The organism is Dactylosporangium aurantiacum, from assembly GCF_000716715.1.
Lineage (GTDB): Bacteria > Actinomycetota > Actinomycetes > Mycobacteriales > Micromonosporaceae > Dactylosporangium > Dactylosporangium aurantiacum.
The window spans coordinates 1-14,822 of record NZ_JNYJ01000080.1 but is presented as its reverse complement, the minus strand read 5'-3'; the positions used below and the strand labels follow the sequence as shown (position 1 = coordinate 14,822).

Below are 14,822 nucleotides of genomic sequence, written 5' to 3'. Positions count from 1 at the left end.
CAGGGGGTGTCAGCGGAGGTAGGGGCCGGCGGCGCCGACCTTGCCCGGCGCGGGGTTGCCGGGCAGCGACAGCACGTAGACGCGCATGGCGCCCTTGGCGGTCACGGTGGCGGTGAGGGTGCCGTTGGCGACGGTCTGCACGTCACCGGTCACGGCGTCGGTGTAGGTGCCGTTGGGGATGCCGGTGAACGTGGCGGTGCCGGAGATGGCGACGAGGACGAAGCTGTCGACGCTGCCGGCGGTGTAGCGGCGTTTGTAGGCGATGCCGCCGGTGACGCCCGCGGTGGAGTACTGCCCCATCTGCAGTGCCGGCACCGCGCGGCGGATCTGGTTGAGCCGCTGGACGTGCTGGACCAGCGGTTTGCTCAGGGTGGTGGCGACCGGGCCGCTGGCGCCGGCGACGGTGCCGTACCCGGAAGCGACGACCGAACCCTCGACGTACTGGCCGAAGTACGCGCGGCCCGTGTTGGCGAGGGGGCAGGTCGGCCCGCAGTCGATCTGCTTGCCGGCCTGGAACTCGACCTCCGAGCCGTAGTACAGGACCGGGACGCCGCGGAACGTCCACATCAGGTCCATGTTCTCGGCCCACGCGTCCGTCCCGCCGGCGTAGCGGGTGGTGGACTTGTTGGGGCCGTAGTCGTGCGAGTCCACGTACACGGCGTTGTACGTGGCGTCGTTGACGCTGTCGTCGGAGTCCTTGCCGTTGTTGAAGGCGTTGGCGGCGTCACCGAAGTTCATGTGCATCCGCATGTCGATGATGTTCATGCCGGAGAACTGGCTGTGGTCCGGCGCGTGGTAGGTGTTGCCGCTCAGGAACGCGTTGGTGGACGTGGGCTGGTTGGCGGTGCCGAGCTGGTTCTCGTAGGTGTACTGGTCCAGGGCGGCCTGCACGTCGTCGGCGACGTAGGTGCGCCGCTCCTTCCAGGTGTAGAACTGCGCGGAGTGGTTGACCGAGCCGCGGTTCCACTTGTCGTTGACGAACGCGGCGACCTCACCGAAGACGTAGAAGTCCTGGGCCTTGGCCGCGCCGTACTTCTGGGTGAGGCGCTGCTGCAGGGCCGGCAGGAAGCGCCGGTTCCAGGTGACCCGCGGGATGTGCACGGCGGTGTCGACGCGGAAGCCGTCCACGCCCATGTCGATGTAGGAGTTGTAGGCGTCGATCAGGTACTGCTGCACGACCGGGTTCTCGGTGTTGAAGTCGGCGAGGTCGTCGTGCAGCCAGCAGGAGCGGGCGTCCTCACCCTCCCAGTTGCCGATCCAGCACTGGTGGTACAGGGAGGCGGGGAACATCTTCGCGGTCGGGCTGGGCCACTGGCAGTGGTGGTTGGCGTAGCCCTCGGCGCTGAAGGTGCCGTTGGTCTGGCCGTAGTTGGGGCAGGTGTTGCCGGCCGGCGCGGTGGTGGACCACAGGTCGCCGTTGTAGGCGCGGCCGAGGGCGTTCTCGTTGAGCGGGTCGTAGGTGGCGCCGGGGACCTTCTCGCTGTACATCCAGTCCCACTGCCCGTCGCGGGCGCCCCAGACGGTCGGCACGTACAGGCCCTTGGCGCCCCACCGGGAGCTGTGGTTGTAGACCACGTCCTGGTAGATCTTCAGGCCCTTGGCGTGCGCGCTGTCGATGAGGTCCTGGTAGGAGGCGCCGGGTGACTCCAGGCGCGGGTCGACGCGGAAGAAGTCCCAGCCGTGGTAGCCGTGGTAGTCGTAGTCGGAGCGGTTGAGCACGACCGGCGTGATCCAGACGGCGGAGAAGCCGAGGGCCTTGATGTAGTCGAGCTTGTCGACGAGGCCCTTGAAGTCGCCGCGGAACATCGGGTCGTTGTTGGCGGCGTTGCCGGACTTGACGTGCTGGCTGCCGCCGCGGTCGTTGGACGGGTCACCGTCGTAGAAGCGGGCGGTGAGCACGAAGTAGATGCTGTCCTTGCGCGGGTCGCCGCCGAGCATCGAGCCGCCCGCCGGCAGTGGGGGCGCGTCGCCGGTGGTGACGGTGACGGTGGTGGACGCGCCGGAGCGGTTGCCCGCGGCGTCGACGGCTTTCACGGTGTACGTGTAGGTCGTGCGCGGGCTGAGGCTGCCGTCGATGTACCCGTTGGTCGAGCTGGTCAGCAGGACGGGTCCCGGGGTGCGGCTGAGCTGGTACCCGGTGACGCCCCGGTCGTCGGTGGCGGCGGCCCAGGCGAGGGTGACGGTGACGTGGTCGACGGTCGCGGTGAGCCCGCCCGGCGTGCTCGGCGGGGTCGTGTCGGGCGGGACCGCCGCGCACGGGTCGGTGGCGCCGCCGGTGACGACCCCGCCGGCGACCGTCGAGGTGCCGGCGTCGATGCGGTAGTTGGCGCCGTTGTTGTTGTCCCACGTGCCGGAGCCGTTGTTGAACACGGCCTGCATGCCGGTGGCGGCGCCGAGGGCGACGGTCTTCTTCACCCAGCCGGCGCAGGCGACCTCGTTCATCGCGACGCCGGGCACCGCGGTCCATGCCTCGCCGGTCGGCGCGTAGTGGATGTTCACCACCGGCCAGGTCCTGCCGGCGGTGGAGTAGAAGACGGTCGCGGTGTTACCGGTCGGCGGCGGCGTGGTCGGGGTCGGCTGGCCCCCGCACGGGTTGCCGGTGCCGGCGACCCCGCCGGTGACGGTGACGTCGCCGGTGCCGAGCGCGTAGTTGCGGCCGGCGTTGTTGTCCCAGGTGCCGGCGCCGTTGTTGAAGACCACCTGCAGGCCGGTGGCGGCGCCGAGGTCGATCGTCCTGCGGTACCAGCCGGTGCAGGCGGCCGTCATCGCCACGCCGGGCACGGGGGTCCAGCTGGCGCCGTTGGGCGCGTAGTGGATGTTGACGGTGCTCCAGGCGGCGGTGGGCTTGTAGTACACGGTGACCGTGGTGCCCGCGGCGGCGAGGGCAGGGACGACCAGCAGCGACGCCAGCAGCGTCAGGACGGTGAGCAGCAACTTGCTTCTGCGGGACACGGGGTGCTCCTTGCATCGATGCGGTGGCGGACCGACCGACGTGACTGCCTGGCGGGGTGTGGCAGCGCGTGGAGGAAGACTGATTGGACCGATTGACACATGTCAAGCTTCTTGCAAAAATGACCGGCTCCCCGCCATACAGACCGGCACTGAGCTGCTGAAACGCTGATGCCACCTTGCAAAGATCAACAGGTCTTTACCGGCGGGTTACGGGAAGCTAGCATCAGGGCGCTCTTGCAAGACTTTGCAACTGCTGCAAGTCACCTACAGTGGAGCGTATTCGTTGAAGCGTCCCCTTCTGCTCACGGCGGTCCTCGCCCTGACCGCCGTCGGGCTCAGTGCCCCTCCCGCGGCGGCGTCCGGTGCCACCCGTGACGTCACCGCGCACCTCTTCCAATGGCAGTGGCGCGACGTCGCGCACGAGTGCCGCACCACCCTCGGCCCGGCCGGCTACGCCGCCGTACAGGTCACCCCGCCGCAGGAGCACGTCGAGCTGCCGGACCAGGGGTACCCGTGGTGGCAGGCGTACCAGCCGGTCAGCTACAAGCTCGACAGCCGCTACGGCAACACCCGCGAGTTCGCCGGCATGGTCGAGGCCTGCCACCGCGCCGGGGTCGAGGTCTACGTCGACGCCGTCGTCAACCACATGTCGGGCCAGACCGCCGGCGGCACCGGCAGCGGCGGCACCCGCTTCGGCAAGTACGACTACCCCGGCCTCTACGACACCACCGACTTCCACCACTGCGGCCGCGGCGCCGACGACTGGATCCGTGACTGGAACGACGCGTGGGAGATCCAGCACTGCGAGCTGCTGGGCCTGGCCGACCTCGCCACCGAGCAGGAGGACGTGCGCACCGACATCGCCGGCTACCTCAACGGCCTGATCCGCCTCGGCGTCGACGGCTTCCGCATCGACGCGGCCAAGCACATCCCGGCCGCCGACCTCGCCGCGATCAAGGCGAAGCTCAAGCGGCCCGCGTACCTGTACCAGGAGGTGCTGGGCAACGCACCGATCCCCAAGTCGGACTACCTGCCCAATGGCGACGTCATCGAGGACGCGTACGGCCAGCAGATCAGCCGGGTGGTGAAGTCCGGCAAGCTCAGCTGGCTCGACCAGTTCGGCGAGGCGTGGGGCTTCTCCCCGTCCGGCACCGCGGTCGTGTACGTCGACAGCCACGACACCGAACGCGACCAGAGCGGCGCGACGCTCACGTACAAGGACGGACCGCTCTTCGCGATCGGCAACGTCTTCTCCCTCGCCTGGCCCTACGGCCACCCGCTGGTGCTGTCCGGCTTCGGCTTCACCGCCCCCGACGCGGGCCCGCCCGGCGCGAAGGCCGACGGCGACCTCGGCGCGGTGCGCTGCGGCGGCGTCGCCAGCGGCCCCGGCGGCTGGTTCTGCCAGCACCGGGACACCGCGACGACCGGCATGGTCGGCTTCCGCGCCGCGGCCGGCACCGCGCCGGTGAGCCGCTGGTGGAGCGACGGCGACAACGCGGTCGCGTTCGCCCGGGAGGGCCGCGGCTACGTCGTGCTCAACCGGGAGAGCACCGCCGTCACCCGCACGTTCGACACGGGCCTGCCGGCCGGCGTGTACTGCGACGTCACCCACGGCACCGTGCGCGGCGACCGCTGCACCGGCCCGACGGTGACCGTCGGCGCGGCGGGTGCGCTCACCACCACGGTGCCGGGCCTGAGCACCCTCGCGATCGACGTCAGGCACCGGGTGTCGCGCCCCTCGGCGGCGCCCGCACCGGCGGTCAGCTTCTCCGCGTACGCGGTCGTCGCCCCCGGCGAGCGCCTCGTCCTGGTCGGCAACGCCCCCGCGCTCGGCGCCTGGGACCCGGCGAAGGGCGTGCCGCTGTCGGCGGCCGGCTACCCGCAGTGGACGGCCCAGCTGCGGATCCCGGCCGGCACGGCGATCGAGTACAAGTACGTGAAGGTCGCCGCCGACGGCACCGTCACCTGGGAGAGCCGCCCCAACCGCACCGGCACCGTGCCCGCCGACGGCTGGCTGTCCACATCGGACGGATGGGAGGCCGGCGCCACCGTGCAGGCCACCGTGACGCTGCACGTCGCCGAGGAGCCGGGGCAGCAGCTGTACCTCGTCGGTGCCGCGCCCTCGATCGGGTCGTGGAACCCGGCGGACGCGGTGCCGCTGACGAAGACGGCCGACGCGACGTGGACCGGCCAGGTGACGCTGCCGGGCTCCGCCGTGGTGGAGTACAAGTACATCCGCAAGGACGCGGCCGGCACGGTGGTCTGGGAGAGCGACCCGAACCGCACGGTGAGCACCCCGTCGGGCGGCACCATCGCCCTCGACGAGACCTGGCGCTGACCGCGGCACCGACCGCGGCACCGGACCCCGCCGTCCGCCCTCACGGCGCATACTGACCTCGATGCGATGGTCGGCGCTGGGGCAGACGGCGGGGTTCGGCGCGGTGTCGGGCGGCGCGACGTGGCTCGGGCTGGCGATGATGTTCGGCGACGACTGGGACCCCCTGTCCGGCCCGCCGATCCTGAAGGCCGGTGCGGTCTGGATCGCGGTGGTCGTCATCCTGGTGCCGGCGTGGGGCGTCACGGTCGGCCTGACCGGCAGCGTGCGGCTGTGGCCGCACCTGTTGGTGCCGGTGTTCCTGCCGGTGGTCGTCGGCATCGGCGTCCCGGGCTGGTCGCGGTGGCGGCACCCGGTCGAGGCCACCGCCTGCTGGGCCGCGCGCATCACGCGCATCAACGAGACCGCCGAGGCCGACTGACCCGGCCTACAGCAGCGTCTCCTGGTGCGGGAACGTGAGCCGGGCCGTGGTGATGCCCTCGATGACCTGCTCGTCGTTGAGCTCCCGCTCCTGCACCTGGGCGTAGTTGCGGCCGCGGTGATGGGTGTTGCGCATCCGCACCACGTTGGGGAAGCGGCCGACGGCACGCATGTCGCCGAGGCCGGACAGGAACACCAGCTGGATGCCGTTGGCGGCGGCGACCCGGCGCTGCAGGTCCAGGAACGCGACGTAGTTGGCAGTGCCGAGCGGGTTGTCCATCGGCAGCACGCCGAGGCCGGGCACGTCACCGCCACGGTTCGCGGCGCGCAGCCGGGCGAGCATGCAGAACAGCAGCAGGCTGATCGTGACCTTCTCCCCGCCGGACCACTTGCTCATCAGCTCGACCGGCTGCCGGTCCTCGCCCAGCTCGGTCGACGGCTTCAGCACCCGGGCGGTGAAGTTGCCGCGGCCGACGACGGCGGTGGTCGCCTCCCACACCAGGCTCAGCCCGTCGGGGATGGTCTCCTGGCGGGCGACGAGCCGCTCCACGAGCCGCTCCACCCGGCTGCGCAGCGTCGCGTCGGTGGTGTCCACCGTCGAGCGCGGGCCGACGTCGAGGAACCGCCGGTTGCGCAGGTGCTCGGCCAGACCCGGCGGCAGCTGCGCGTGGTGCTGGGCGCGCTGCAGGGTCTTGAGCCCCTCCCGGACCTCGGCGCACAGCGCGGTCACCACCAGGTGCTTGTCCTTGTCGACGGCCTCCAGCTCGCCGGCGAGCGCGTGCCGGTACGTGCGCAGCTCCCCCGCCAGCCCGCGGGCCGCCTCCGCCGGCAGGTCCGCCGTGTGCTCGCCGCGGAACCGGTCGCGGACCTCGGCGGTGACGGCGGCAAAGCGCTCCTCGCCGGCCCACCGGTCGACGCGGTGGACCTCGGCGGCGAGCTGGTTGCGGGCGGCGGTGACCGCCTTCTCGGCCGCCTGCGCCGCCCGCCGTGCCGCGCGGCCGGCCTCCCGGGCCGCGTCCACGTCACCGTCGAACGGCGCCGCGTCCACCTCGCCGTGCTCCCCGAGGTCCGCCTCCAGGTCCCCGGCGAGCCCGTGGAAGTCCGCGGCCCGCCGGTGCTGCAGCTGTGCCGCCTGCTCCGCCGCCGCCTGCCGGTCCCGGGCGGCGCGGGCGGTCTCCCCGGCCGCGTCCAGCTGCTCCCGCAGGTCTTCTTCCCCGGGGTGTACGACCACCGCCACGTCCCCCGCCGCCGGCCGCTGCGCGGCGCGTTCGGCGAGCTCCTGGCGCGCCGCGTCCCGCTCGGCCTCGGCGCGGGTGGCGGCCGCCCGGGCCGCGAAGTGCTCCTGCTCGGCCAGCTCGGTGTCGCGCGCGACGAGCGCCGGGTCGGCGGCCTCCGGGGTGGCCGCGAGCCGCGCCGCCGTCTCGTGCTCCTCGGCGCTGTACTGCCGCAGCTGCCGGTCCAGCGCGTCGAGGCGCCGCCCGATCTCGCTGATCGTCGCCTCCAGCGCGTCGCCGGACGAGCGGCGCAGGTACGCCTCGTCGGCCGCCTGGTACGCGCTCATCGCCGCGGCCAGGCTGACCGGCCGGGCCGGCGCCGGCGGTGTGGGGTCCGCGACCCGGCGCAGCTCGTCGATCCTGGCCCGGTGGCCGCGGGCCGTGGCCCGGTGCTGCTCGGCGCCGGCGGTGCAGCGGGCGGCGACGGTGGCGTACCCGCGCTCCTGCTCCTCAGCCTGCTCCAGCTGCCGCTCCAGGTCGGCGCGGCGGGCCGGCAGCTGGGCCAGCTCGGCGCGCTGCCGGTCGGCCTCCGGCGCCCGGCGGGACAGGTCCTGCAGGACGCCGAGGCGGGTCGCGAGGATCCGCCGCCGCTCGGCGAGCCGCTGCTGGGCCTCGCGCAGCCGGCCGGCGCGGGCGTCGAGGTCGCCGCGGGCCGCGTCGAGCCGCTCCGCCCGGTCCCGCGCCTCGCCGAGCAGCTCCCCGACCCGCCGGTGCTCGGCGTCGAGGTGCTCGCGGTGCCCGGGTGGGCAGCGGTCGGCGAGCTGCCGCAGCTGGTCCTTGAGCCGCAGGTCGTGGTCGCGGGCGTCGAGCAGCTCCTGGACGCGTTCGCCGCGGTCGCGGCGGCTCTCGGCGCGCCGGTCGGCCTCCCGTGCCGCGGCGGTGCGGTCGAACATGGCCGGCGCCGGCTCCAGCACGAACCCGGCCTCCCGCCCGGGCCCGCCGGCGGCGTCCCGGGCCGCGCCCCCGGTCGCCTCCAGGCGGGCCGGGTCCTGCGTCGCCTCGTCGAGGCGGGTCGTGGTGGAGATCTGCACGGCGCTGGTCGGGAAGAGCTTCGCCCGGTGCAGCGCGTCGCGGGCCCGGGCCAGGTCGGCCTCGTCGTGCACGAGCAGGCCGCCGACGAGGTGCGGCACCCGCTGCACCGCGGCCGCCCACCGGTCCTGCGGGACCCGGTCGGCGAGGTGGTGCCAGCCGGTGCTGGCCGGGATCCGCTCGGCGGCCAGCACGTCGGCGGCCCGGGCCAGGTCCAGGGCCGCGGGCAGCAGCCCTCGCGGCGACGCGAGGGCCTGCACCGCCCGGTCGTCCTCGGCGTCGGCGACGGCCAGCTGGATGCGCTGCCGGTCGGCGGTGATGATCGCCTCCGACAGCTGGTCGACGAGGAGCCGGTGCTCGGCGACCGGGTCGACGGTGTCCCGCTCGGTGAGTGCGGTGAGCCGCGGGTCGGTGGCGAGCGCCTCGATCTCGGCGAGCAGCGGCGTGCGCACGCTGTCGAGGGTCGCCAGCTGCCGGGTCAGCTCGGTGACGGCGGCGTGCACCGCGGCCCGGTCCCGCTCGTGCGCGGCCCGGTCGGCGTCGAGCCGTTCGGCCTCGGCGGGCAGCTCCTCCGCGAGCCGGCGCGCCGCCGCGTCGTCCTCGCTCCGGGCCGCCGCGAGCGCCGCCGCGAGGCGCTGCACCGTGACCGCGCCGCCACCGTCGAGGCCGCCCGCGCCATCCGGGCCGCCCGCGCCATCCGGGCCGCCCGCGCCATCCGGGCCGCCCGCGCCATATCCAGCCGCGCCACCCGATCCAGCCGCGCCACCCGATCCAGCCGCGCCACCCGATCCAGCCGCGCCACCCGATCCAGCCGCGCCACCCGATCCGGCGGCGCTGTCGGTCGCGGCCGGGTCGGTCGTGGTCAGGTGGCCGGCGTCGGCGGCGGAGTGCAGGTCATGGTCGAAGGCGGCGAGGTGCTGCTCGATCGCGCGGTGCCGGCCGGCCAGGCCGCCGAGGTCGGCGCGCAGGGCGTCGGCGAGGGCGCGGGACTTCGCCTGCTGCTCGGCGGCGTCGGTGGCCTGCGCGGCCAGGGTCGCGACCGTGTCGTCCAGCTCGGCGCACGCGTCGCGCAGCACGGACAGGTACACCGCGGCCGCCTCGGCCCTGGCCTGGCGCAGCGGGGCGGCGCCGGCCTCGGCCTCACGCTGCCGGCGGCGGGCCGCCTCGAGGCGGGAGGTGAGCTGGTCGCGGTCGGTGAGGGCGGGCACCAGCTGCCAGGCGCGGTGCAGGCGGCGGCGGGTCTCGACGGCGCGGTGGGCGTCCTGCACCGCGGCGAGCGCGTCGGTGTGCCGGCGGAACGCGGCCTGCCACTGCTCCTCGCGCAGCAGCACGTCGAGGCCGGCCGCGCGGGCCTGGGCGTCCTGCGCGGCACGGGCGGCGGCGGCCGCCTCCGCCTCGTGGGTGCCGGCCCGGCGGGCGGCCCGGGCGGCGGCGCCGGTGAACCCGGCGGCGAGGCGCAGCGCCGCCTCCCGGGCCGCGCCGGCCTCGGCGGTGGCGGTGGTGACGGCGGCGCGGGCCCGGTCCAGCACCTCGAGCAGGTCGACGGCCTCGTCGCAGAACGCGATCTCGGCGCGCAGCCGGGGCTGGCGGGCGAGGCGTTCCCGGGTGCCGCGCAGGATGGTGGCGACCTTCGTCGCCGAGGTGGGCTCGGTGACCAGGCTCAGCAGGTACTGCACGAAGTCGTCGGACGTCTTGAACTTGAAGTGGTGCTCGATGCCGCCCTCGGAGGCGTTGATCCGCAGGATCGCGGTGAACAGGCCCGGGTCGAGGCCGCGGTCGTGCAGCGCCTGCGCCCAGCGGTCCTGTTTGGTGGTGACGACCGCCTCGGCGGTGGTGGGCAGCCCCTCGACGGCCCGGACGAACTCCTTGAAGTCCGCGCCCGCGAACGGCAGGCTCTCGACTTCGGGGCCGGGCGTGTAGGCGTACCAGCACTGCTTCAGCCGGTCATGGCCGGCGTTGGGGTCGGCGGGCTGGACGCGGTCGGTCCACTCGTAGACGGCGCCGGTGACCAGCCGCCGGCCGGTCGGGTCGGTCCACTCGACGACGACGTGGCCGGTGTCGGCGCCGAGGATGCAGTCCTCCAGGTGCCGGCCGGTGGTGGCGGTGGCGAGGAAGTCCCGCCGGTCGGGGCGGATCAGGGCGCAGACCAGGGCGATCAGCGTCGACTTGCCGCCGCCGTTGCGCATCCACAGGATCGTGTCCAGCGGGCGGCCGTCCCGGCCGGTGAGGTCGAGCCACACGTCGCGGAAGCGGGCCGCGGGCGAGCCGACCCGGTCCAGGTAGATGCGGCGGATCTGCCACAGCCGCGCGGGCGCCACCATCACGCACCATCCACAGTGGACTGGGCGGCCGCCGCGCGGCGCACCGCGCGCAGCGCCTCGAGGGCCTCGCCGCCCGCCACGTCGGCGACGAGCAGCCGGAACCGGTCGGTCAGCTGATACGAGGTGGCCCCCATCTGCGGCAGCTGCCGGGCGGCGCCCCGCTCGACCAGCCAGCCGAGCACCTCCAGGACCGCGAACTGGGTGCAGCCGCGGGCCGGCCCCGGCAGCCGGTCCTTGGGCTTGAACGCGGCGGTGCGCCGGTACACCTCGGCGGCCCTGCGGGCCTGCCCGTCGACGGTGTCGGGGTCGCCGGGCAGGGCGAGGACCCGGTCGATCGCGTCGCGGACGAACCGGTCCAGCGCCGCCACCTCGACGATCTTCACGTCGGTGCCGTCGAGGTCGATGTCGTGCGGGAAGGCGTACGCCGCGATGCCCAGGACGACCAGGCCGGCGATGAGCTTGTCGTCGGCGGCCATGCTGCCACCGCGCAGGTCCGCCATCCGCAGCGCGAAGACGCTGCCCGGCTGGGTGCTCAGCACCAGGCCGGTGCGGGCCGGCGCGCCGAGCACGACGAGGCCGAGCCCGCCCGCGACCGTGTCGACGGCGTCGCGGAAGGCGGTGCTGGTGCGGTACCGCTCCAGCAGCTGGCCGTAGGCGTTGCCGTCGGTCGGCCGGGCGCCGGTGCGCAGCCCGAACGCGACCAGCTCGGCGGCCGCCCACACGTCCTCGATCGGGACCGTCACGCCTCGAGCCCTCCTTCGTAGCTGACCAGCAGGTCGTCGCCCCACGCGAGGGGATGGTCGAGACGCTCGCCGGAGCGCTCCGCGGACAGCGCCGAGACCAGGGCGGTGAGGTCGGCGCCGCGGTCCTCGTCGGGGTCGGCGACATCCGGCGCGTACGACCACAGCGCGCTGAGCAGCACCAGCTCGCGCACGTCGGCACCGCCACCGGCGGCGGAGTCCAGCAGCGCCGAGAGCGTGACCGGGTGGTCCGACGCCCGGCGCAGGACGCGGGTCGCCTCGGCCACCACCGCCGGCGGGTACGCCTGCAGGTCGACGCCCTCGACGTCGCCCGGCGTCTCGGGCTCCACGTCGTCGGGCTCCGCGGCCCGGGGTGGGGCGAGCAGCATGTCGACGAGTCCGTCGAGGTGCAGCAGCCGCGGCACGCGCAGCCCGAGCACCCGGTCGCCGAACGCCTCCGCGACCACCCGGGCGTCGTCGGCGGGCGCGGCGAGCACCGGGTGGAACAGCTCCGGCTCGATGTTGAGCAGGCGCAGGTGGACCCGGCGGGCGAACACCTGGCTCAGCTGCGCCTGCAGGAACACGCCCCGGGCGCCGGCGACCCGCTCGGCGAGGTCGAGGTGGACCCGGCGGATGCGGCGCAGGGTCTCCACGAGGTCGCCGGAGGCCTGCCGCACGGCGCTGTCGGTCTCGGTGTCGATGCCGGCCGCCACGTGGTTGAGCACCTCGGCGTCGGCGGCGATGCGGGCCTCGACGTGGTCGCGGGCGCGGGCCAGGCGGTGCGGCACGTCGGTGATCCAGTCGAAGGCGCGCACGTCGCGGCGGGTCGCGTCGAGCACGTCGGCGAGCGACGCCGACATCGCCACGGACACCCGCTCGGCCTGCGTCGCGGTCCGCGCGGCGGCCTCGAAGCGCCGGTCCCGCAGCTGGCGCTGCAGCACCACCGAGAACGCCGCCTCGGCGTCGTCGACGTCCAGGTCGAGGCCGTTGAGGTACAGCATGACCGCCTGGTGCGAGGCGAGCACGACCGCGCCGTCGGGGCCGTCCTGCAGCTGCAGGAGCTTGAACGCGTACTCCTCCCGGCGCGGCGGGGTGACCTGCGCGTCCACGAACGTGTAGACGAACGCACCCTGGTTGTCGGCGTCGTTGAGCAGGCCCTTCACCACCCAGCGGGCCGCGTCCTGGTGGTCGTCGGGGGTGCCTGCGGGGTGCATGACGGCGGCGAGCTCGGCGGTCGACTCGACGAGCTCGGCGAGGGTGACCTGGCGGGCGAAGCCCATCGACGCGACCGCGATGTCGACCGCGGCGAGCGCCAGCTGGCGCAGGTCGTAGGCCTGGTGGACGGTGGCGTGGGCGGCGTTGCGGACCAGCCGGGCGACCGGGTCGGTGAGGATCAGCGCCCGCCAGCGGGCCCGCATCGACGCGTCGGCGGCGGGCGAGCGCACCTCCGGCTGCTCGGAGCTGCCGACCGGCCCGGTGTCGAACAGGTCCGGCTGCCACTCCTGCACCACGCGCGCTTGCTCCCCGCCTGTTCCGCTCCGGTCCGATCCGCTCCGGTCCGCAAGGATATCGGCCGAAACCCGGGGGCGTCACATCGCCGCCTGCCGCGGCACGTCCGGGGGACGGCGGGCGTAGCCTGCTGGTGTGCTCGTCGTCGTGTTCGTCGCCGTGGCGTACGCGGTGCTGATCGCCCTGCACGCGTGGATGATCCGGCACCACCGCCTGGCGGGCGCCTACGAGCCGCGGGCCGCCCGGTGGCTCGCGGCCAGGTTCGGCCCGCTGCCCCCGCCGCGCCCGGCCGGCCCGGTCCTGGCCCGCCGGGAGGCGAAGGCGTTCGACCGGCTGCTGACCGGCGACCTGGACCCGGCGCGGTACCGGGCGCTGATGGCCGCCGTCGCCGCCCAGGACGCGGTCGAACGCCCGCTGCGGGTCCCCGGCCCGCGGTCCTGAGCTGCGCCTGGTGCTCTGACCACGAACGTTCACGGTGTTGGATGACACGCCGCTCAGCCTCCGGGACGGGTGGCGTGTCTGCGTTCAGGCTGTGCCGCCAGGTCATCCATCGGTTCAACGAGATGGGCATGGCCCTGCCCTCATCGAGCAGCGTCGGCCACGCCTGGCCGGTGAGGCCGGGGCAGCTCTCAGGCCGCCCCGGCCGGTGACGAATCAGACGGGGTCGATCGTGAGGTCGGTGACCCGGTCGTCCTTGATGCCGAACACGAATGCGAAGGACAGCGGCCCGCCGGTGAACTCACCTTCCCCGGAGGCCACCAGCCGGTCGCCCGCGAACGAGGTCGGCGTGATCACGATCTTGGGGTCGATCAGGTGCGTCTGGATCCACTCGTGGATCTCGGCCTCGCCGGCCCGGGTTATTCCGTCATCGCGCACGGTGGCCCCGTCGCCGAAGACCGCGGCCAGCGCGTTCGCGTCGTGCGCGTTGGTGGCCGCGATGAAGTTCTCTGCATCGCGACGACGACGTCGTAGCCGGAGTTGCCGAGCACGATCCGGTGCGGCGGAACGGGTGCGTTCATCGCGCTGATCACGGCCCGTACTCCGCGCTCAGGGTCACCCGCCTGCTTGCCGTCATGGTCCACGAACGCCGCCTTGACGCCCTCGACCATCGGCACGTAGGCGTCGACGGTCTCGTTGACGGGCTCGTCCCGGAAGCCGGCGAAGGCTTTGGTGCGGAACGCTCCCGGCTCGACGACGAGCACGCGCACACCGAACGGCGCGACTTCCTGGCGCAGTGTCTCCGACAGTCCCTCGACCGCGAACTTCGCCGCCGCGTAGTAGCCGAAACCCTGCGCGCCGACGAGGCCTGCCACCGACGACATGTTCACGATCCAGCCGTCGCCGCGTGCCCGCATACCCGGCAGGACCGCGCGGATCACCTCGACCACGGCGAACAGGTTGAGGTCGAACGTACGGCGGATCGTCTCGTCCGGGGCCCCCTCGACCGAGCCGAACCAGCCACGGCCCGCGTTGTTGACGAGCACGTCGATCCCGCCGAACCGCTGCTCTGCCGTCGTGACCGCGGCACGCACCTGCTCGGCATCGGTGACGTCGAGCTGGAGAACCAGCACCCGGTCGCCGTGCGGTTCAGCCCATTCCCGCAGCTCAGCGGGGCGACGCGCGGTCACCACGACTTGATCGCCCAGTTCCAGTGCGGCCTCGGCGTAGACCAGGCCGAACCCTCCAGGCGTCCCACCAGTGATGAACCAGGTCCTCATGGACTTCTCCTTCCGCTATAGCAGCGAATGTAGCGCTACATGCGCTACTGTAGCAACATGCAGAATTCTCGGGACCGACTCCTGCTCGCCGCGGCGGAGATGCTGGAGGCCGGCGGCACGGTGTCCACGAGGGCGGTGTGCGAACGCGCCGGCGTGCAGGCCCCGACGCTCTACCACCACTTCGGCAGCAAGCAGGGCCTGATCGACGCCGTGGTGAACCACGGCTTCACCCAGTACACGGCGGTCGAGAGCTCTGGCGACCCGCTGAACGACCTGCGCCAGGGCTGGGACAGGCACGTGCGGTTCGGGCTGGAGCACCCGTCGTTCTACGGGCTGCTCTACGGCCGCGTCGAGCCGGGAAAGCCCTGCGCCGTCACCGCTCCCGCGCACGCCGCGTTGCGCGAGCGGTTCACTGCCGCCGCCGTCCAGGGACTGCTCAAGGTGCCGGCGGCCGACGCCGCCGAACAGGTGCTCGCCGCCAACGTCGGCATCACACTCACCTTGATCAGCCAGCCGGAGCCGGA

General features: G+C 73.7%; 10 protein-coding genes. 4 read left to right on the top strand and 6 right to left on the bottom strand.

Annotated features, from left to right (window positions below; genetic code table 11):
- Positions 1–9 precede the first annotated feature (9 nt).
- The gene (locus OP18_RS47930) at positions 10–2,952 is read right to left on the bottom strand and encodes a carbohydrate binding domain-containing protein (RefSeq protein ID WP_033367041.1); all 2,943 of its coding nucleotides are present in this window, start codon (positions 2,950–2,952) and stop codon (positions 10–12) included.
- A 283-nt stretch (positions 2,953–3,235) separates the two neighbouring features.
- Here OP18_RS47930 and OP18_RS47925 point away from each other — a divergent pair, with 283 nt between their 5' ends.
- Together OP18_RS47925 and OP18_RS47920 are read left to right on the top strand one after the other, a co-directional pair.
- Positions 3,236–5,290: a carbohydrate-binding module family 20 domain-containing protein gene (locus OP18_RS47925; protein ID WP_052388461.1), complete on the top strand. Its 2,055-nt coding sequence runs from the start codon at positions 3,236–3,238 to the stop codon at positions 5,288–5,290.
- A gap of 61 nt (positions 5,291–5,351) precedes the next feature.
- The gene (locus tag OP18_RS47920) at positions 5,352–5,708 is read left to right on the top strand and encodes a hypothetical protein (protein ID WP_033367040.1); all 357 of its coding nucleotides are present in this window, start codon (positions 5,352–5,354) and stop codon (positions 5,706–5,708) included.
- A 6-nt stretch (positions 5,709–5,714) separates the two neighbouring features.
- Here OP18_RS47920 and OP18_RS62240 read toward each other — a convergent pair whose 3' ends face one another.
- Genes OP18_RS62240 through OP18_RS47905 form a run of 3 tightly spaced genes read right to left on the bottom strand, consistent with a single transcriptional unit; the run spans position 5,715 to position 12,582 of the window.
- A complete protein-coding gene (locus tag OP18_RS62240; RefSeq protein ID WP_281179588.1) occupies positions 5,715–10,334 on the bottom strand; it encodes a coiled-coil domain-containing protein in 4,620 nt (1,539 codons plus the stop codon).
- Entirely contained in the window at positions 10,331–11,074 is a 744-nt protein-coding gene (locus OP18_RS54185) for a hypothetical protein (RefSeq protein ID WP_052388460.1), read from the bottom strand. The genes OP18_RS62240 and OP18_RS54185 overlap by 4 nt, the downstream gene beginning before the upstream one ends.
- Complete coding sequence (locus OP18_RS47905; protein ID WP_033367038.1) at positions 11,071–12,582, bottom strand: hypothetical protein; 1,512 nt, start codon at positions 12,580–12,582, stop codon at positions 11,071–11,073. Before OP18_RS47905 ends, OP18_RS54185 begins: the two co-directional genes overlap by 4 nt.
- A gap of 133 nt (positions 12,583–12,715) precedes the next feature.
- Between OP18_RS47905 and OP18_RS47900 the strand changes: the two genes are divergently transcribed.
- The gene (locus OP18_RS47900) at positions 12,716–13,021 is read left to right on the top strand and encodes a hypothetical protein (RefSeq protein ID WP_033367037.1); all 306 of its coding nucleotides are present in this window, start codon (positions 12,716–12,718) and stop codon (positions 13,019–13,021) included.
- 213 nt (positions 13,022–13,234) lie between these two features.
- On the opposite strand, the gene OP18_RS47895 is transcribed toward OP18_RS47900, so the two are convergent.
- Positions 13,235–13,486, bottom strand: a complete 252-nt coding sequence (locus OP18_RS47895; RefSeq protein ID WP_245635786.1) for a hypothetical protein — start codon at positions 13,484–13,486, stop codon at positions 13,235–13,237.
- A complete protein-coding gene (locus OP18_RS47890; protein WP_052388459.1) occupies positions 13,438–14,298 on the bottom strand; it encodes an SDR family NAD(P)-dependent oxidoreductase in 861 nt (286 codons plus the stop codon). Before OP18_RS47890 ends, OP18_RS47895 begins: the two co-directional genes overlap by 49 nt.
- A 57-nt stretch (positions 14,299–14,355) precedes the next feature.
- Here OP18_RS47890 and OP18_RS47885 point away from each other — a divergent pair.
- A partial coding sequence (locus OP18_RS47885) for a TetR/AcrR family transcriptional regulator (protein WP_162189933.1) occupies positions 14,356–14,822 on the top strand: 467 nt, incomplete at its 3' end.